13 protein-coding genes are annotated in these 17,398 nt (G+C 70.8%); 7 read left to right on the top strand and 6 right to left on the bottom strand.

What is annotated here, in order from left to right; all coding sequences use genetic code 11:
• The coding region (locus tag CCN51_RS33360; RefSeq protein WP_086860453.1) for a DMT family protein at positions 1-680 on the bottom strand (680 nt) is incomplete at its 3' end.
• A 209-nt stretch (positions 681-889) separates the two neighbouring features.
• Here CCN51_RS33360 and CCN51_RS33365 point away from each other — a divergent pair.
• Positions 890-1,492 carry a TetR/AcrR family transcriptional regulator gene (locus CCN51_RS33365; RefSeq protein WP_014174467.1) on the top strand — a complete coding sequence of 201 codons (603 nt, stop codon included), beginning with the start codon at positions 890-892 and terminating at the stop codon, positions 1,490-1,492.
• Between the two features lie 99 nt (positions 1,493-1,591).
• On the opposite strand, the gene CCN51_RS33370 is transcribed toward CCN51_RS33365, so the two are convergent.
• The 4 genes from CCN51_RS33370 to CCN51_RS33385 all read right to left on the bottom strand — a co-directional run bounded on the left by CCN51_RS33370 (position 1,592) and on the right by CCN51_RS33385 (position 6,406).
• Positions 1,592-3,184, bottom strand: a complete 1,593-nt coding sequence (locus CCN51_RS33370; protein WP_014174468.1) for a glycoside hydrolase family 43 protein — start codon at positions 3,182-3,184, stop codon at positions 1,592-1,594.
• A 76-nt stretch (positions 3,185-3,260) separates the two neighbouring features.
• Positions 3,261-4,133: a carbohydrate ABC transporter permease gene (locus tag CCN51_RS33375; RefSeq protein WP_014174469.1), complete on the bottom strand. Its 873-nt coding sequence runs from the start codon at positions 4,131-4,133 to the stop codon at positions 3,261-3,263.
• A 7-nt stretch (positions 4,134-4,140) separates the two neighbouring features.
• The gene (locus tag CCN51_RS33380) at positions 4,141-5,124 is read right to left on the bottom strand and encodes a carbohydrate ABC transporter permease (RefSeq protein ID WP_014174470.1); all 984 of its coding nucleotides are present in this window, start codon (positions 5,122-5,124) and stop codon (positions 4,141-4,143) included.
• Positions 5,125-5,128: 4 nt separating this feature from the next.
• A complete protein-coding gene (locus CCN51_RS33385; protein ID WP_043486301.1) occupies positions 5,129-6,406 on the bottom strand; it encodes an ABC transporter substrate-binding protein in 1,278 nt (425 codons plus the stop codon).
• Between the two features lie 292 nt (positions 6,407-6,698).
• Here CCN51_RS33385 and CCN51_RS33390 point away from each other — a divergent pair, with 292 nt between their 5' ends.
• From CCN51_RS33390 to CCN51_RS33415, 6 genes are all read left to right on the top strand, one after another.
• Positions 6,699-8,405, top strand: a complete 1,707-nt coding sequence (locus tag CCN51_RS33390) for an IlvD/Edd family dehydratase (protein ID WP_014174472.1) — start codon at positions 6,699-6,701, stop codon at positions 8,403-8,405.
• Between the two features lie 131 nt (positions 8,406-8,536).
• Positions 8,537-9,046, top strand: coding sequence for a hypothetical protein (locus CCN51_RS33395; protein ID WP_014174473.1), 510 nt, complete (start codon positions 8,537-8,539; stop codon positions 9,044-9,046).
• Positions 9,046-10,449: a hypothetical protein gene (locus CCN51_RS33400; RefSeq protein ID WP_014174474.1), complete on the top strand. Its 1,404-nt coding sequence runs from the start codon at positions 9,046-9,048 to the stop codon at positions 10,447-10,449. Before CCN51_RS33395 ends, CCN51_RS33400 begins: the two co-directional genes overlap by 1 nt.
• A gap of 29 nt (positions 10,450-10,478) precedes the next feature.
• Entirely contained in the window at positions 10,479-11,825 is a 1,347-nt protein-coding gene (locus CCN51_RS33405; protein ID WP_055414127.1) for a VWA domain-containing protein, read from the top strand.
• An 11-nt stretch (positions 11,826-11,836) separates the two neighbouring features.
• Entirely contained in the window at positions 11,837-12,955 is a 1,119-nt protein-coding gene (locus tag CCN51_RS33410) for an ATP-binding protein (protein ID WP_014174476.1), read from the top strand.
• On the top strand, positions 12,952-15,870 hold the full coding sequence (locus tag CCN51_RS33415; protein WP_193383696.1) for a DUF5682 family protein: 2,919 nt from the start codon (positions 12,952-12,954) through the stop codon (positions 15,868-15,870). The genes CCN51_RS33410 and CCN51_RS33415 overlap by 4 nt, the downstream gene beginning before the upstream one ends.
• Before the next feature lie 113 nt (positions 15,871-15,983).
• On the opposite strand, the gene CCN51_RS33420 is transcribed toward CCN51_RS33415, so the two are convergent.
• Positions 15,984-17,398, bottom strand: a 1,415-nt coding sequence (locus tag CCN51_RS33420) for an alpha/beta fold hydrolase (protein WP_143675965.1), incomplete at its 5' end; no start/stop codon positions are given.

Raw genomic sequence — 17,398 nt, forward strand, 5'->3', positions numbered from 1 at the left:
GCGGCCATCGGATTGGCCAGGGTCAGAACGGCCAGCGGTGCGCCGAGGCCGCCGGTGTAGGCGGTCTGGGACAGCAGCAGCCCGCCCACGGCCAGGCCCGCGACGAGTACGCCCACGATGGCGAACCGCCAGGTCAGGGCCAGCCCCGCGACCGTCAGGGTCTGGGTGAGCGCCGACGCGGCTCCGGAGGTGATGCCGGAGGCGGCGGCGTGGCCGAGCCCCCGGCCGCGGCGGGCCTGGATGAGCAGGGCGACCAGGGCCAGCACGATCGCGGCGACGGCGAGCGCGGCGACAGTGCCGAGCGTCTTGTCGGGGGCGCCGTCACCGACGGTGAGCGGCAGCAGCGCGCCGAGGCCGATGAGAGTGAGCGCGGTGCCCCGCCACTCGCCGTGGGTGGCGCTCCGTCCTGCCACCCGGGCGCCGAGTGGTACGGCGGCGACCAGCGTGAGCGCGCCGAGGGGCTGGACCAGGGTGAGCGGCCCGAATTTGAGGGCTGCCACATGGAGCAGGGCTCCGGTGGAGTTGAGTCCGACGGTCGACCACCAGGCGCCCTGCGCCAGCAGTCGCCGCAGTCCGCCCGGGCCGGTACGGGCGGCAAGGCGCTCCTGCGCGACGGCCGCGGTCGCGTAGGCGACGGCCGACAGGAGTGCGAGGGTGACGGCTATGAGGGTGGCGTTCACGGCATTACCCGGCCCCTTTGAATATGGACGTGCTGCGATACATCTGCGTATCGATACAACAGTGTATCGGCACAGGCACGTATCGATACGCTCGTGTACCGTGTGTTGTGCCGCACAGTCGCATACCGCACCCTCACTCCAGTCGATCACGGTCGGCAGGACCGAGGCACCGGCGGAAAAGCTCACAGCGGGAGGAGAGTGCCGAGCTGATGGCAGCGCCCACCACGGCGGACACCCAACGCCGCTCCAAGATCAGTCCCGAGCGCGAGCAGGAGATCTTCGACGCCGTCCTCGCCCTGCTGACCGAGGGCGGCTATGAGGCCTGCACCTTCGAGGGGGTCGCCGCCCGGGCCAAGGCGAGCAGGTCCACCCTCTACCGGCAGTGGAAGACCAAGCCCCAGCTGGTCGCCGCCGCGCTGCGCCGCTGTGACCGGCGCATGGCGCTGGACGGCATCGACACCGGCAGCCTCGTCGGCGACCTGCGGGAGACGGCGCGCGTCGTGGGGCGGATGTGCGACTCGGACACCACATTGCTGTACGCGCTGGGCCATGCCGCGCTCGGCGACCCGAGCCTGCTCCAGGCGCTGCACGACGCCCTGTTCTCCCGGGAGGTCTCGGTGATCGCGGTCATGGTCCGGCGCGCGATCGAGCGCGGCGAGATCCCGGCGGACAGCGCGGCGGCCGAGTTCGTCCCCGCCCAGCTGATCGGCGTGATGCGGGTCAGATCGCTGCTGGACGGGAAGCCCGCCGACTCCGACTATCTCCTCCGCTTCCTCGACGCGTCGGTCTTCCCCGCGCTCGGCCTGTCCTGACGCCGCTCAAACCGTCCTGACGCCCCTCGGCCCGCCCTGACCCGCGCTCCATCCGTACTCACCGCCCCGGGCTCATCCGTGACCGCCCGGGGCGGCCGGTCACGGCGCGAGATCGCGCAGTTCGAACCAGTCGAAGTCCGCCGCGACCCGGGTCCCGCCCAGGTCCTGGGCGCAGACCCCGACGAACGCCCCGGTGAACCGCAGTCGTTCCCCGTAGTCGTCGGAGAGCCTGGTCGCCTCCAGGGCCGGGCCGACGTCCTGCCAGGACACCCCGTCCGGCGAGGCGGCGAAGCGCAACTCCGGGCCGTCGAAGCGGGCCCGCAGATGCACCAGCGGCCACGCGTCGACGTCGAGTTCGCAGGACGGCAGCTCGCCGTACGCACCGTCGTCCGTGAACACCACGCCCAGCACCCGGCCCCTGCCCTCGGCGTGGGTCAGCCGCAGATAGTAGTGGGTGGTGGTGTCGTACCAGCAGATCAGGCCCGCGAGCTGGCTGAAGTGGGAGGGGCGGAAGTCGACCACCGTCGTCGCCTCGCAGCGCACCGACGTCAGCCGGCGGGCGACCAGGCTCTGGTCGTAGCGCGAGTGCGGGCTCTGGCGGCCACGCAGCCGCAGATGGCCGGGGCGTTCGGCCAGGCTCAGCCACTGGGAGGTCGCGGGCGCGCGCAGGGTGTTCCAGTACGGGGCGAGGGCGGGCGCGTCGAAGTCGTCCCGGGCGGGCCGGACCGGCGCCGGGGTCGGTGCGACACCCCGGGGGGCGGCCACCTCCAGGCTCGGCAGACGGCCGCCGTCCGCCAGCCGCAGCCAGCCGTCGTCGGTCCACACCACCCGCTGCAGACAGGTCTCGCGGCCGAGCACACACCGCGCCCCGGCGAGCGTACGGACCGGGCGCGAGGCCAGATGCGCGAGAAACCACTCCCCCTCGCCCGTCCGCACCAGCTCGCCGTGGCCGGCCTTCTGCAGCGGCCACTCGGGCGCGTCGCGGGTGGTCAGCAGCGAACCGGCCGGGTCGAGCTCATACGGTCCGGTCAGCTCGCGCGAGCGGGCCATCAGGATGCCGTGGTTCCAGCCGGTTCCCCCCTCGGCGAGCATCAGGTAGTACCAGCCGTTGTGGCGGTAGACATTGGGCCCCTCGATCAGCACATCGTGGGTGAGGACCGTGCGCGGGGCCCCGATCAGGGCCTGTTTTCCGGGGTCGTACTCCTGGAGCAGGATGCCCGCGAAGGCGGGGTGTCCGTCGCGCGGATCCCACTGGATGTTGAGCAGCCAGGTGCGCCCGTCCTCGTCGTGGAAGAGGGAGGGGTCGAAGCCGGAGGAGTTGAGGAACACCGGCTCCGACCACGGACCGGAGATGTCCGGGGCGGTGACGAGGTAGTTGTCGACGTCCTTGTACGGATGGCCGATGGTGCGCACGACGCTGTACACCAGCCAGAACCGGCCGTCGTGGTACGAGAGCGAGGGCGCCCACACCCCGGCCGAGTCCGGGACGCCGCGCAGGTCGAGCAGGTCGGCGCGGTCCAGGATATGGCCGGCCGGCTCCCAGTGGACCAGGTCGGTGGAGCGGTGCACGGGCACGCCCGGGAACCACTCGAAGGTGGAGGTGGCGAGGAAGTAGTCCGCACCGACGCGCACAATGCTCGGGTCCGGGTGGAATCCGGGCAGCACGGGGTTGCGGATATGGCCCGCGGTCATGCAGGTCCTTTCGTACGGCTTGGGAAAGCGCCTGGGCGCGGTCCGAAACGCGCCGCCGGCGGCGGTTGCGGGGCGGTCAGCCCTTGACGGCGCCCTGCATCACACCGGCGACGATCTGCCGGGACAGCAGGAGGAAGACGAGCAGCAGCGGCAGCACCCCGATGGCGGCGCCGGACAGGATGAGCGTGTAGTCGAGGGCGTACCCGCTGGCCAGCGAGGACAGCGCGGTCTGCACGGTCGGGGTGAGGGACGGGTCCAGGACGATCAGCGGCCACATGAAGTCGTTCCAGGTGGCCATGAAGGTGAACATGGCGAGCACGGCGGCCTGCGGGCGGATTGCGGGCAGCGCCACATGCCAGAAGATGCCGAGTGTGGAGCAGCCGTCGACGCGGGCGGCCTCGACGAGCTCGTACGGCACGGACTCGTCGCAGGCCTGCCGCATCCAGAAGACGGCGAAGGCGTTGACGAGCGCCGGGACGATGACGGCCTTCAGGGTGGCGATCCAGCCGAGGTTTCCCATCAGCATGTACAGCGGGATCATGCCGAGTTGGGTGGGGAGCATCGCGGTGATCACCACCGCGACGAACAGCGCGTTGCGCCCCCGGAACGGCAGTTTGGCGAAGGCGAATCCGGCGAGCGAGGACAGCAGGACGCAGCACACCGTCACCGTGGTGGAGATGATCAGCGAGTTGCGCAGGGCCAGCCAGAAGTCGACGGTGTCGTAGACGCGCTGGATGTTGTGGAGCAGATTGCCGCCCGGCGTGAGAGTGAGCAGCGAATCGCCGATCGCCGAGTTGTCACGGGTGGGCAGGACGAACGAGTAGTAGAGCGGGAACACTGAGGCGGCGAGCACGCCGACGAGCGTGGCGTAGACGAGGAATCCGGGGCGCCGGCCGCCGTCGGACTTAGGCCGGCGGCGGCCGGCCGTGGGGTGGGTGGCGAGGGCCATGACGGCATCAGTCCTTCGAGGCGATGCGCCGCGACAGCGCGTAGTTGATGCCGGAGACGACGGCGATGAGCAGGAACATCACCCAGGCGAGGGTGGCCGCGTAGCCCGCGTTGAACTCGCGGAACCCCTTTTCGTAGAGGTACATCATCAGAGTCTGGAACTGCCGGTCGCTGCCACCGGTGCCGTCGGTGCCCTGGACGTCGAAGAGCTGGGGCTCGGTGAAGGTCTGCATGGCGCCGATGGTCGACATCACGACGGAGAAGATGATGGTGGGGCGGATCGAGGGCACGGTGATCGACCAGAAGATGCGCCGCCTGGAGGCGCCGTCGAGCATCGCGGCCTCGTTGAGCTCGCGCGGGATGCCCTGCATGGCGGCGAGGAAGATCAGCGCGTAGTAGCCGGCCCAGCGCCAGATGATGATGGTGGCGACCGCGGGGATCGCGGTCCAGCGACTGGCCTGCCAGTCGATCCGGTCGATGCCGACCACGCTCAGCACATCGTTGACGACGCCCGTGTGGAAGCCGTAGAGCTGCGCGAACACCAGGCTCACGGCGACCACGGACACGATATGCGGCAGCACGACCCCGGCCCGCCAGACCGCGCTGGCGCTCAGCTTCCGGTTGAGCACACCGGCGAGCCACAGCGCCACGGCCAGTTGCACTCCGGTGCCGAGCACCAGCAGCAGGGCGGTGTTGAGCAGCGCGTTCCAGAAGTACTCGTCGGCGAAAAGGGCCTGGTAGTTGTGGAGTCCGAGCCAGCCCTGGTCGCCTTCGATGATCGCCCACTTGTGGAAGGAGATCCAGCCGGTGTACAGCAGCGGCCAGACCGCGAAGACACCGAAGATCACAAAGAACGGGGCGATGAAGACATACGGGGTGTAGCGCAGGTCGAAGCGGGTCAGACGGGATCGCCAGGCACGGCGTCGGGGGTGGTGCCCCGGGGCGGAGGCCGTGGTGGCCTCCGCCCCGGGGCGGGTCTCGGTGACCGTCATCGAGTCAGTCCCCCGCCACCTTCTCCGCGTCGGAGACCGCCTGACTCCAGGCGTCCTCCGGCTTCTGCTTGCCCTGTTCGACCCGGAGCAGCGCGTTCATAAAGGCGGTGGCCACGTCGCTGTCCTTGGTGCCGCGGTAGATGGGCTGCATCTTGTCGACGGCCTCGGCGAAGATCTTGCCGGTGGGGGCGTTGGAGAAGTACGTGTCCTTCTTCGCCTGCACGGTGGGGTCGCTGTAGACCGACGGATGGCTGGAGAGGTAGCCCTTGGAGAGGAAGAGCCTCTTCTGGACCTTCGACGAGGTCAGCCAGCGGGCGAGCTCGACCGCCTCCTTGGTGTGCTTGGTCTGCTTGGGCACCAGCAGATAGGAGCCGCCCCAGTTGCCGCCCTGAGGGGCCGCGGCCACCGACCACTTGCCCGAGTTTCCGGGGCCGGATGCCTCCTTGGTGCGGTCCAGCTTCCAGGCGGGACAGACAGCGGTTGCCGCCTTGCCGGTCTTCAGGGCATTGGCCATTTCCGGGGTGAAGGGCGGGTATCCGCCGCTGACCTTCCGTACGGACATGCTCGCGGCGGTCAGGAAGTCCTGTTTGAGACCGGAGTTCTCATCGGCCATGAACGAGTCGTCGGATTCGGAGAAGAACGTCTCCTTGTGCTGGTTCTCCATCCCGACCCAGATGTCTCCGGTATTGGCGGTGAAGGAGGCGTCCTTCACCTTGGCCCGGAATTCCTCGCCGACTTCGGTGAACTTGTCCCAGGTGGGCCAGAGTTGACCGACCCGCTCGGGGTCGGTGGGCAGCCCGGCCTCCTTGAACAGATCGGTGCGGTAGCAGATGCCGAGCCCGCCGATGTCGGTGCGCAGGCCCATCACGTACTTGCCGCCCTCGACCGTGCCGTAGTCGTACGCCCACCGCACCCACGGGTCGTCGGTGTTGTTGACGCCGTGGTCGGCGAGGTTGACGAAGCGCTGGTAGCTGGGCTTGAACTCGCCGATGGTGTCGTCGCCGAGGCCCACCACATCGGAGGCGCCGCGGTTCGCCGCGAGCTGGGTGACCAGCTTCTTCGGCAGGTCGTCGACAAGCACCTCGCGAATCTTGATGCCGGGGTGGCTCTTCTCGTACTCCTTGTACAGATCCCGGTATCCGTAGTCGACCTGGGTGGTCACGGTCAGCGTGGTCTTGCCGTCCGAGTCGCCCGCGCCGCTCCCGCAACCCGATGCCGTGAGGGCGATGACCGTGGCTGTGGCCGCCACCACCCAAACCCTCCGGCTGGCGTGGTACTTCATGCCCTCACCTCTCTGCTTCCATGTTCGGCATTGCGCCGTTGCAAGTTCGGGATTTCGAAAGTTTCGACGCTCGAAAATTCCGTGGATTCTTCTGCCCTTTGCGCCGTGTCCAGGCGGGCTCAATGTAGGAACCGGTTGTCATGCGGTCAATGTTTCGGTCGCGTAAGCGGCGCTATTCGAAACTTTCGGTGCCGGTCGGCGGTCCGCCGAGCCATGACGGGCGGGTTACGCGGGCAAGGTCTTACTCGCACGGATCTTCACGGATCTTCGTCGACAGATCGGAACGGTTCGTATGAGTGGCACGACTCGGTCGCAGCAGTGGTACGCGGGAGACTCCCGCGATGCCTTCATCCACCGCGCCTGGATGCGCCGCGGCCTCCCCGACCACGCCTTCGACGGGCGGCCGCAGATCGTCATCTGCAACACCTGGTCGGATCTGACGCCCTGCAACAGCCACTTCCGTGAGATAGCCGAGCATGTGAAGCGCGGTGTGTGGGAGTCCGGCGGTGTGCCGCTGGAGCTGCCGGTGCCGTCGCTGGGCGAGACCCTGCTGCGCCCGACCGCGATGTTCTTCCGCGACCTGGCCGCGATGGTCGTCGAGGAGCTGATCCGCGCCAATCCGGTGGACGGTGTCGTCCTGCTCGGCGGCTGTGACAAGACGGTTCCGTCGCTGCTGCTGGGGGCCGCGTCGGTCGATCTGCCCACGCTGATGGTCACCGGTGGCCCCATGCTCAACGGCTCCTGGAAGGGGCGCCCGCTGGGGTGCGGCACGGGGGTCTGGGAGATGAGCGAGGAGGTTCGCGCCGGGCGGATGCCACGCTCGGATCTACGGCGCGCGGAGTCGGCGATGATCCGCAGCCGCGGACACTGCAACACCATGGGCACCGCGTCCACGATGGCCTGTGTCGCCGAGTCGCTGGGCATGACACTGCCGGGGAACGCCGGGCTCCCCGCGCCGGACAGCCGGCTGCTGGAGCTGTCGCACACGGCGGGCAACCGCATCGTCGAGATGGTCGCCGAAGACCTCCGTCCGAGCGCCGTGCTGACCCGCGAGGCCCTGCTGAACGCGGTGCGCGCGGTGGCCGCCATCGGCGGGTCCACCAACGCCGTCGTCCATCTGCTGGCCCTCGCCCGCCGGGTCGGCGTGGAGATCGGCCTGGAGGACATCGACCGCGCGGGCCGTGACATTCCCCTGCTCGCCGATGTGCAACCCGCCGGGGCCCATCTCATGGAGGACTTCCACCGGGCCGGTGGCCTGGACGCGGTGCTCGGACAGATCAAGGACCGACTGGAGCCGAGCGTCACCGTCTCCGGCTGCTCCCTCACCGATCAGATATCCGGCCGCTCCAGCACCGACCTCACCGTCATCCGCACCGCCGACGAGCCCATCGCGCACCAGGCCGGGCTCGCCGTGCTCCGTGGCAACCTGTGTCCCGACGGGGCGGTCATCAAACCGGCCGCCGCGACACCCGAGTTGTTGCGCCACCGGGGCCGGGCCGTGGTGTTCGACGGTATCGAGGACTTCCACGCCCGGATCGACGACCCCGAGCTCGAGGTGGCGGCGTCCGATGTGCTGGTCCTACGGGGGTGCGGTCCCCGCGGCTACCCGGGCATGCCCGAAGTGGGAAACATGCCGCTGCCCCGCAAGGTGTTGGAGTCCGGTGTACGGGACATGGTCCGGATCAGCGACGCCCGTATGAGCGGTACCGCCTTCGGCACCGTCGTCCTGCACATCGCCCCGGAGTCCGCGGCGGGCGGGCCGCTGGGGCTGGTCCGTACGGGCGACTGGATCGAGCTGGACGTGGAACGGCGCGTGCTGAGGCTGGACGTGCCGGACGAAGAACTCGCCGCACGGGAGCCCGTGACCGCCGCCGCCCCGCCCGCGGAGAGCGGCTGGGAGCACATCTACCGCGCGCATGTCGAACAGGCCGACCGGGGCGCCGGTCTGGACTTCCTCGCCGGAACCCGCGGTTCCTTCGTCGCCCGGGAGTCGCACTGACGGCCCTCACCCCGCGGTGAGCAGAGCCTGGCGCCATGCGGCCGAGACGGGATTGTCAGTGGCATCCGCGATGCTGTTTTCGGATGTGAGCAATCGTCTCGGCGCAGGCGCCAGGCTGGAGGTCGATAGTTGTGAACGCGGACACGGCCGCGTGGGAGCAGTGCAGTACGGTCCGGGTGATTCCTCCCGTACGGCCGCGCAAGCTGGCGAAGGTTCCCTTCGTCGAACTGGCGGAGGGCCGATTGCAGGGGGTGGTGTCCAGCGGCTCGGACATCGCCCGGGTGTATGTCTCGTCGATCGCCGCGCGCACCCATGACTACAGCTGCAGTACGAACAACAACCGGCCGTGCGGCGGGGTCAGCGGGGGGCCGTGCAAGCATCTGTGCGCGCTGGTCGACGAGGCGGTGCTGCAGTACGGGATCGACCGCGTGGCCCGCTATCTCCACGTCGAGGTAGGCCCAGAAAGCGGGGGCGGCGGGGGCGCGGATCTGATGAGCCGTCTGTCGGGCTCGCGCGAGTCCGCGTCGGCGGCCGTGGTGTTCAGCCGCTTCCTGCGGCACCTGGCCTATCTGGAGCTGCCGGACACCACGGCGCCCGTCCCCGAACTGCACTGGTTCCCGGCCACGGAGGCGGTCCGCTGATGCTCGGTGTGCAACTGGCCGAACTGCTCGACGCCGATCCGCCCGGGGTCGCGGAAGCCCTCGACCTGGTGGCCGGTTTCGACGACACGCTCGTCCACGGGCTCGCCCGGCTCGGCGAAGAGCGGTCCGCGGCGCTGACCGCCCTGGCCGGCGCCGTCGCCGCCTCCCCCCTGGGCCCGGCGGTGGCCGAGGCGACCGGGAAGGTCGCCGCCGGCTCCGTCTCGGACGACCATCTGGCGGCCCTGGCGGGCGCGCGCACCGCCCTCCTCGGCGCGGTGCACGACGCCCGGCTGGCCGACCTGGACGCCGCGCTCGGACGCACTAGGGATGCGTGGCAGGAGCCGCCCGCGGCGGCGCCCGCGGCGCGGAGCATGCTCGCCGGATCCCGGTCATGGCTCCGCGAGCTGGCCATCGCGGGCTGGCGGGGCGTCGGCCACGATCTGATATCCGCCGCGGACCAGACCATCGAGGCCCTGCTGGCCGAGCCCGAACTGCGGCGCCTGGCGGTGCTCCTGGACGGCCTGGCGGCGGAGCTGCGCGCGTCCTCCCCGCTCGCGACGGCGGAGCGGCTGCCCGCGCGGCGCTGGGCCGACCTGTGGGCGCGCGCGCTGACGCTGTCATGGGAGGACGACGTCACGGATCTGTCCTGCGCGGCCCCTCCGGTCGAATCGGTGTCGGGGCGGCTGCTGCTCCTCGGCGTGGACGTACACGAGCACGGCACCGCCGTGCAGGCGCAGGTCCACGCGGTCCTGGAGCCCGCCGACGGTGCACCGGCGCGCCTGGTGCGTACGAGCGTGGTCGCCGCGAAGGTCGACACGATCGTCGGCCCGGCTCTGTGGCGGCTGCTGCACGGCCATCCCGTGCTGTTGACCGCGCTGGCGGAGCGCCGTGCCCTGGAGGTCGCCGATCTGCCGCTGCTGCCCGGTGGCGACCTGGTGTGGCACGACGACCGGGCCACCGCGGGCGAGCCCGCGGACCCCTTCGCCACCGCCCGGATCCAGCTCGCCGGCGCGCTCGCGCCGCCGGTCCCGCCGCTGGAGCGCCATCCGGTGCGCATCGCCGAACCGGTGCTGCTGGAGGGGTACACCACGGACGGGAGCGCGCTGGAGCTGGACGGACGGACCCTCCCCGTCGACCTGGACCGGCTGCCCGCCTGCGGGCCGCTGACGCCCGCGCTGGTGGCCGCGTCCTCCGCCTGTATCAGCCTGCTCCGCTGGGACGGCGGGCGCTGGATGGTGCAGCCCTTGGCGGTCCAGGCGACGGTCAAGCGCAAGCCGGTCGAGGTGCACGGCGGCGACTGGGCGCTGGGGATCACGGATCCCAAGGTCGCCAAGGCCGAGGCCAGGGCGGGCGACGCGGTCGCCGTGCTGCGGGAGCGAGCGGGACGGCTGCTGCGGAAATGACCGACATCACGCATGAGACCACGCACGAGATGCCGTACGACACCCCGTACGACGCCGTGCATGACACATCGGTCGGCGGCGCCGACGAGAACCGGCGGCAGGTGCTCTACTGGCGGCTGCTGGCCCGGCTGTTCGACCCCGAGGAGCAGCCCGCGCTGGAGGCCGCGAGTGTGGCCATCGTCGACGACCTCGGGCTGCCGCCCGCCCTGCTGGACCCGGCCGTGTCGGTGGACAGCCTCGTCCAGCGCTTCCCCGACCTGGAGACCGAGTTCCAGGACCTGATGGCGCCCTCGGACGGCGACCAGGTTTCCTCGGGCGAGGACGGCGCCGATCCGGAGGACTCGCGGGAGCAGGTGCGCCGGGCCGCCCTGGTGTCCAAGCTCCTGCTCAATGTGTTCAACACGGGAGCGGGCGATGTGACGGCCAAGCAGCTGGCGGACTGGCAGCGGGACGCGGGCTGGTGCAGGCAGGCGCTGGGCACCGAGGGTGCGGAGGAGCTGAGCGGCACCCTGTCCGCCCTGGAGGGCGAGCTGGTGCGGCGTATGCGGCTGCGCGAGGTGCTGGCCGATTCGACACTGGCCAGAGCGCTGACGCCCAGCATGTCGCTCATCGAGCAGCTGCTCCGGGACAAGGACAACCTCTCGGGCGTCGCGCTCGCCAACGCGAAGGCGCTGATCCGCCGCTACGTCGACGAGGTCGCGGAGGTGCTGCGCACCCAGGTGCAGCAGACGAGCGTGGGCACCATCGACCGGTCGGTGCCGCCGAAGCGCACCTTCCGCAACCTCGACCTGGATCGCACCATCTGGAAGAACCTGACCAACTGGGACCCGGAGAGCGAACGGCTCTATGTGGACCAGCTGTTCTACCGCCACACCGCCAAGCGGACCACGCCCGCCCGGATGATCGTGGTCGTCGACCAGTCGGGGTCGATGGTCGACTCGATGGTGAACTGCACCATCCTCGCCTCTATATTCGCGGGGTTGCCCAAGGTGGATGTCCACCTCGTCGCCTACGACACCCGGGCGCTGGATCTGACCCCTTGGGTGAACGACCCGTTCGAGGTGCTGCTGCGCACCAGGCTCGGGGGCGGTACCGACGGCACCGCCGCGATCGCCCTGGCCCGGCCGAAGATCGCCGATCCCCGTAACACCGTGCTGGTGTGGATCTCCGACTTCTACGACAACCGGGCGCTGATGACCGACTTCGAGGCCGTGCAGCGCTCCGGGGTCAAGCTGATCCCGGTCGGCTCGGTGAACAGCTCGGGGCGGCAGAGCGTGGACCCCTGGTTCCGCGAACGCCTCAAGGATCTCGGCGCGCCCGTGATCTCCGGACATATCCGCAAGCTCGTGTTCGAGCTCAAGAACTTCCTCGCCTAGGAGACCGACGAATGAACGACAACAACATGCTGCGCGCGCCGGCCGAGGTGAAGTACGCCGAAGAGCTCGACTGGCTGGAGTCGATCGACGACGGCCCCAAGCCGTTCTCCTGGCGGCTCAGCCCCCGGATGGTCCGGCTGTTCGTCCTCGGGTCCGAACCCTCCGACGGGCTCGACCGGCAGATCCCGCAGAAGTGGTTCGGCGACCGCAGCTTTGTCGAGCGCAGCATCGTGACGCTCGCCTCGGACCGGGGACTGCTGCTGATCGGCGACCCGGGCACCGGCAAGAGCTGGCTCGCCGAGCTGCTCTCGGCCGCCATCTGCCGTAACTCGACCCTGGTCGTCCAGGGCACCGCGGGCACCACCGAGGACCACATCAAGTACTCGTGGAACGTCTCGATGGTGATCGCCAAGGGACAGTCGCGGGAATCGATGATCCCCTCGCCGATCATGACGGCCATGGAGCGGGGCGTGATCGGCCGCTTCGAGGAACTGACCAGGTCCACCAGCGATGTGCAGGATGCGCTGATCTCGATCCTGTCCGAGAAGTATGTCTCCATTCCGGAGCTCGACGACGACAACATCGTCTTCGCCCAGCCCGGGTTCTCCATCATCGCCACGGCCAACAGCCGTGACCGGGGCGTGAACGACCTGTCGTCGGCGCTCAAGCGCCGGTTCAACTTCGTCCGCATCCCGGTGGTGACGAACAAGCGCAGCGAAGCGGAGATCGTCCGGTTCCGCACCAGTGAGCTGCTGCGCCGGCACCGGATCGAGCTGGAGTTGCCGCCCACGCTGCTGGACATCCTGCTGCAGAGCTTCGCCGATCTGCGTACCGCGTCGGCCTCGGCCACCAGCGACGACGACAAGCTCGAATCGGCGCTGTCCACCGCCGAGCAGATCGGCGTGCTCGAGGACGCCATTCTGCACAGCCAGTTCTTCGGCGACCGCGTCCTCGGCGCGCGGACGCTGGCCGGTTCGCTGGTGAGTTCGCTGGCCCGGCGCAGCCCCGAGGACCTGGCCATCCTGAACAAGTTCTGGCACGGCGTCGTGGAGCCGCGCAGCAAGGACGAGGGCGGGCCCTGGCAGGACTTCCTGGAGGGCGGCCGCGAGACGATCGCGGCCCTGTCATGACGACGGCGAGCCCCCAGAGCCCCGTGAGCACGTCGGCCGGGTCGGGTTCGTCGGGCGGATCGCATCCCTTCGGTGCGCTCCGTGAGCAGCTGCGCGACGCCGCGGCCACCTTCGCCGACGACGCCGGCGCCGTCCCCGGCATCCTGTCGGGCATGGTCGACGACGTCGACCGGGCACTGCGCGAAGAGCTCGAGATCTTCCCGGTGTGCCATCACTCACCGGCCTCGGCGCTGGCCATGGTGCGGCGGCTGCGGGAGAAGCAGCCCAAGGTCATCTATGTGGAGCTGTGCGAGGATCTGCGGCCGCTCCTCGACGAGCTGCGCAACTGCCGCCTCCCCGTGGCACTCCAGGCGTTCGCGACCGACATCGACGGCTTTCCGCCCGACTGGGCGCCGCTCAGTGTGGTGGCGCCCATCACCGAGGCCTCGGCCGAGTACCAGGCCATCGCCTACGCCCTGGACAGCCCGGACGTGGAGCTGATCCTGGTCGACCGCTCCACGGACCATGTCTTCCAGTGGACGCCGCGGGAGCCCGCCGAGCCCGCGGAGGCACCGGCCGCGGCGGGCGGCAGTGCACACGGTGCCGAAGACGACACTGCCCGCCACGACGAGGCCGCCCTGCACGGCGACGCGGTCGGCATCGAGATCGGCGATCTGCGGCCCCGCTTCGCCGAGTTGGAGGCGCATCTGCTCCACCACGGCAAGGTCCGCCACTGGTCCGAGTGGTGGGACCAGTATGTGGAACAGCCTTTGGTCGGCGCGGACTACGACACATACCGACAGGTCATGGTGATGATCGGCAGCCTGTTCCGGCGGCTGCGCCCGGACCGGCACGCACGCGACGCCCCGGACGAGGACCGCGAGCGCTATATGTGGACGCGGATACGCGAACACCTGGCAGCCTCGGGCGCCGACCCTGCGGGGTGCCTGTATGTGTGCGGCGCCTTCCATGCTGCCAGCCCGGTCGAGCAGTTCGGGCTGGCGGCCGAGGGCGAGCCGTACGAGATCAGCCCCCGTACGGAAACCCGCTGGATGTACGGGCTCATCCCGTCCAGCCACTCCGCCATCGAGGCGCAGTTCGGACTGGCCCCGGGGGCGGTGTCGATCGCCTCGGCGACCTGGGCCAAGGCGCTGAAGCGCAGCGGTGTCGCCCCGTTCCGCCCGGCGGGCGAGAAGGGAGGGAAAAAGAAGCGGGCGGTGCGCGGGCGTGCCGCGCAGCCCTCCGCTCCGGGTTCTCCGGAGGGGGTCGCGGACCGGCTGTCCGGGTTCCTGGCCACCCCGCCGGTGCTGGACGACCTCGACGAGGCCGAGCTGCTGGGGTGGTGTGTCGACATCGTCGGACTGGCGCGCCGCAATGGCTATCTCGCCAGCACGGCCGACGCCATCGCGGTGTTCGAGACCTCCATCCTGCTGGCCGGGATGCGTGGCCGCGGCCGCCCCACGCCGTACGACTTCGAGGACGCCGCGGTCACCTGCATCGAGAAGGACACCGTGCCGGGCCGCCGCGATGTGCGCCGGCTGTGCGAGATCCTGCTGGGCGGCGACCGCATCGGCGCGGTGGGCTATGACGCGCTTCCGCCGCTGGCCCGCGATGTGCTGGACCGTCTGGAACCGCTCGGGCTCAATCTCCAGGCGCGGACCAACCAGCGCGCGTTGCTCGATCTGCAGGCCGCCCCGGAGCTCAAACCCTGCTCCGACCTGCTGTGGATCCTGCGCCGACTACTGGGGGACATGGCCCGTCCGATCATGGGCGCCCGCAGGCTGGGCGAGCGGTCGATCCAGGAGAGCTGGGACCTGGCCATCGGCCGCAACCAGCGCTCTCTCGTCGAGCTCGGCTACGAGGGCGTCACCATCGAGCAGGTGCTGGAGCAGCGGCTGCGCCGCGACGCCTGGGCGCCCGAGGCCACCGCCGCGACCGCGCTCGAAGCCGTGGAAGAGGCGATCCTCTATCTGGGCAGCCGCCGGCTCGCCGACGAGCTCGGGGCGCGGGCCGTGGAGCTGCTGACCGCGGAGCGCACCGTGGACGGCGCGCCTCGGGTGCTGCGCCAGATCCGCCGGTTGCTGGCCCACTACCGGGCCGCGGAGCCAGAGCTGCCGCGCTGGTGCGAACGGTTCGTCACGGCGGGCTATGCGCACTACTGCACGCTGCTGCCGACGGCCTTCGCGGACGAGGCCACGGGGCTGCGCCAGGTGACGGCCATGCTGGGCTTCCTGTTCGAGATGGAGAGCTTCGCGCTCTCGCTCGGGTGTGACCACACCCAGCTCGAACTCGCCGTGCGGCAGTCGCATCCCGAGGCGCCCGACAAGGTCGCGCTGGTGTGGGCGGCCCGGTCGCGGCTCGGCCTGATGTCCTCGGCCGAGCTGCGCTCGCGCTGCGCCGAACTGCTGGCCAACCCGCTGGTCATCCCGGCGTTCCCGCGCTATATGAGCGGGTTCGTACAGGCGCTGGAGCCGGTGCCGACGCTGACGCCCTTCGTGGTCGAGCAGCTGTCCAAGGCCTTTGCGCGCCTGCCCGACTCGGTCCTGCTCCCCTGGCTGCCCAAGCTGATCACGACCCTGCGCGACGGTGCGCGGGAGCTGGTGCCGGTGCTGGTGCGCGAGGCGGGCCGCACCTTCCCGGCCGCGCTGCCCGCGGTCGACGCGTGGGTGCCGCCGTGGTCGGCGCGGCCGACGGCATCAATGGTGCAGCCAGGCGGTGCTGACGCGGCGCCGGGCGGGGTGGTCGCGCGGTTGCTGGCCGCCCATCCGGCGACCTGTGACGCCGTCGCCGGATCGCTCGGGTACGACGCGGGGTGGCGGACCGCCGAGCCCGGCGACGGCGGGGCGCAGCGGCTGGTGGCGGGTGAGTTGCTGACCCGATATCCGCAGACCGCGGACGCCGTGGCCGCACTGCTGGATCTGCGGCCGGTCGGCTAGCGAGTGCGCGGGCGCGACCGGTCGGGTGTCGGGGGACACCGCCGGCCGCGCCCGTGCGGCCGTGTCCCGGGTCTGCATGCCGGAAGGGGCCCCGGCGTAGGGCCCCTTCCGGGTCATCCGGCAGTGACGCCGCCCAGCGCGCCGATCCACGCCCGGATCGCCTCGGCCGTGGTGTGCGCGTGTTCCTCCAACAGGCTCCAGTGGCTGCCGGGGACGTCCACGGTGTCGTACGGCTCCCGCCAGGAGGTCTGCCCGCCCCCGTCCCGCGCCTCACCATCGCCGTGGGTCAGCAGCTCCGGCAGCGGATCGGTGGCGCGGACCAGCAGCGTGGGGACGTCCGTCGGCTCCGGGCGCCAGCCGCGGGCCATACGGGTGTAGGCCCCCAGCGCGGCCATGGACACATCGTCCACCGCGGCGTCGAACCGCTCGCCCATCTCCAGGGGGTATCGGGCGGGCATGGCGAGCAGCCAGCGCGCATCCTCGCGCTCCGGTGTGACGTGGTAGGTGTCCACGACGACGAGGCCGGCGGGCGGGGTGCCGGTCGCCGCGAGCCGGGCGGCCACCGCGTGTGCCGGGTAGCCACCCATCGAGTAGCCGAGGACGACGTACGGCCGGTCGCCGAGGTGTTCACGCACGGTGGCGACGTGCAGGTCGACGAACGTGTCCCAGTCGCGCGGGACCGCCTCCCCGTGCAGAACGCCGGGGTGTTGAAGCTCGAAGACGTCGCGCTCGCCGGCGAAGCAGGAGGCCAGCGGCCCGTACCAGGACCCACTGGGGGTGGCGGAGAAGCCTGGGAAGCACACCAGCGCGGGCGCCTCGGCGCCCTTGGTGGCCTCCCCGCCCTTGGCCAGGCGCAGCGGGGCGAGGGCGTGCCGGGCGCCGTCGGCGGGGTCGAACACCGGCATGGCGAGGGAGGCGGTCACCAGCAGATGCATCGCCGAGACCACATCGCCCATCTCGCACACCCGCCGGTAGAGGGAGCCCAGCGTCTGCGCCGCCCGCCTGCCGTGGGGCCGGTCGGGCGCGGACACCGGATCGGGCCGGGGCGTTTCGGGCTCGGCGGCCGCCTCTTCGGTCGGGGGCGGCCCATCGCCCAGCGAATCGCTCAACTTCGTGTACAGATGGTCGGCCAGCTCCCGGGCGCTGGGCCGGTCGAACGCGATGGTGGCGGGCAGCCGTACGCGCGTGTGGATGATCAACTGGTTGCGCAGCAGCACTCCGGTCAGGGAGTCGAAGCCCAGCTCGGCGAAGGGCTGCTCGGCGCCCACGGCCGACGCGTCCGGGTGACCGAGCACCAGGGCGGCCATCTCGCGGACCAGTTCCAACAGCGCGGGTGCGCGTTCGGCGACGGGCAGCGCCGCCAGTCGTTCCCGCCAGGAGCCCTCCTCCCCGCCGGGGGCCTGACCCGTGTCCGCCGCCGCGCCGTCGTCCCCGGGCCGGGCGACCGGGCGAGCCGGGCGCAGCAGTCCGCGCAGCGGGGGCGGGACCGGCGGCCCGGCGGGTGTGGCCGGGCGGGAACGGTCCAGGG

Origin of the sequence: Streptomyces milbemycinicus (assembly GCF_002154605.1) — a bacterium.
GTDB classification, from domain to species: Bacteria; Actinomycetota; Actinomycetes; order Streptomycetales; family Streptomycetaceae; genus Streptomyces; species Streptomyces milbemycinicus.

Excerpts from the sequence above, each read along its gene's own strand:
- CCN51_RS33365 (WP_014174467.1), top strand. The coding sequence starts at position 890 with ATGGCAGCGCCCACCACGGCGGACACCCAACGCCGCTCCAAGATCAGT.
- CCN51_RS33370 (WP_014174468.1), bottom strand. The coding sequence starts at position 3,184 with ATGACCGCGGGCCATATCCGCAACCCCGTGCTGCCCGGATTCCACCCG.
- CCN51_RS33375 (WP_014174469.1), bottom strand. The coding sequence starts at position 4,133 with ATGGCCCTCGCCACCCACCCCACGGCCGGCCGCCGCCGGCCTAAGTCC.
- CCN51_RS33380 (WP_014174470.1), bottom strand. The coding sequence starts at position 5,124 with ATGACGGTCACCGAGACCCGCCCCGGGGCGGAGGCCACCACGGCCTCC.
- CCN51_RS33385 (WP_043486301.1), bottom strand. The coding sequence starts at position 6,406 with ATGAAGTACCACGCCAGCCGGAGGGTTTGGGTGGTGGCGGCCACAGCC.
- CCN51_RS33390 (WP_014174472.1), top strand. The coding sequence starts at position 6,699 with ATGAGTGGCACGACTCGGTCGCAGCAGTGGTACGCGGGAGACTCCCGC.
- CCN51_RS33400 (WP_014174474.1), top strand. The coding sequence starts at position 9,046 with ATGCTCGGTGTGCAACTGGCCGAACTGCTCGACGCCGATCCGCCCGGG.
- CCN51_RS33405 (WP_055414127.1), top strand. The coding sequence starts at position 10,479 with ATGCCGTACGACACCCCGTACGACGCCGTGCATGACACATCGGTCGGC.
- CCN51_RS33410 (WP_014174476.1), top strand. The coding sequence starts at position 11,837 with ATGAACGACAACAACATGCTGCGCGCGCCGGCCGAGGTGAAGTACGCC.
- CCN51_RS33415 (WP_193383696.1), top strand. The coding sequence starts at position 12,952 with ATGACGACGGCGAGCCCCCAGAGCCCCGTGAGCACGTCGGCCGGGTCG.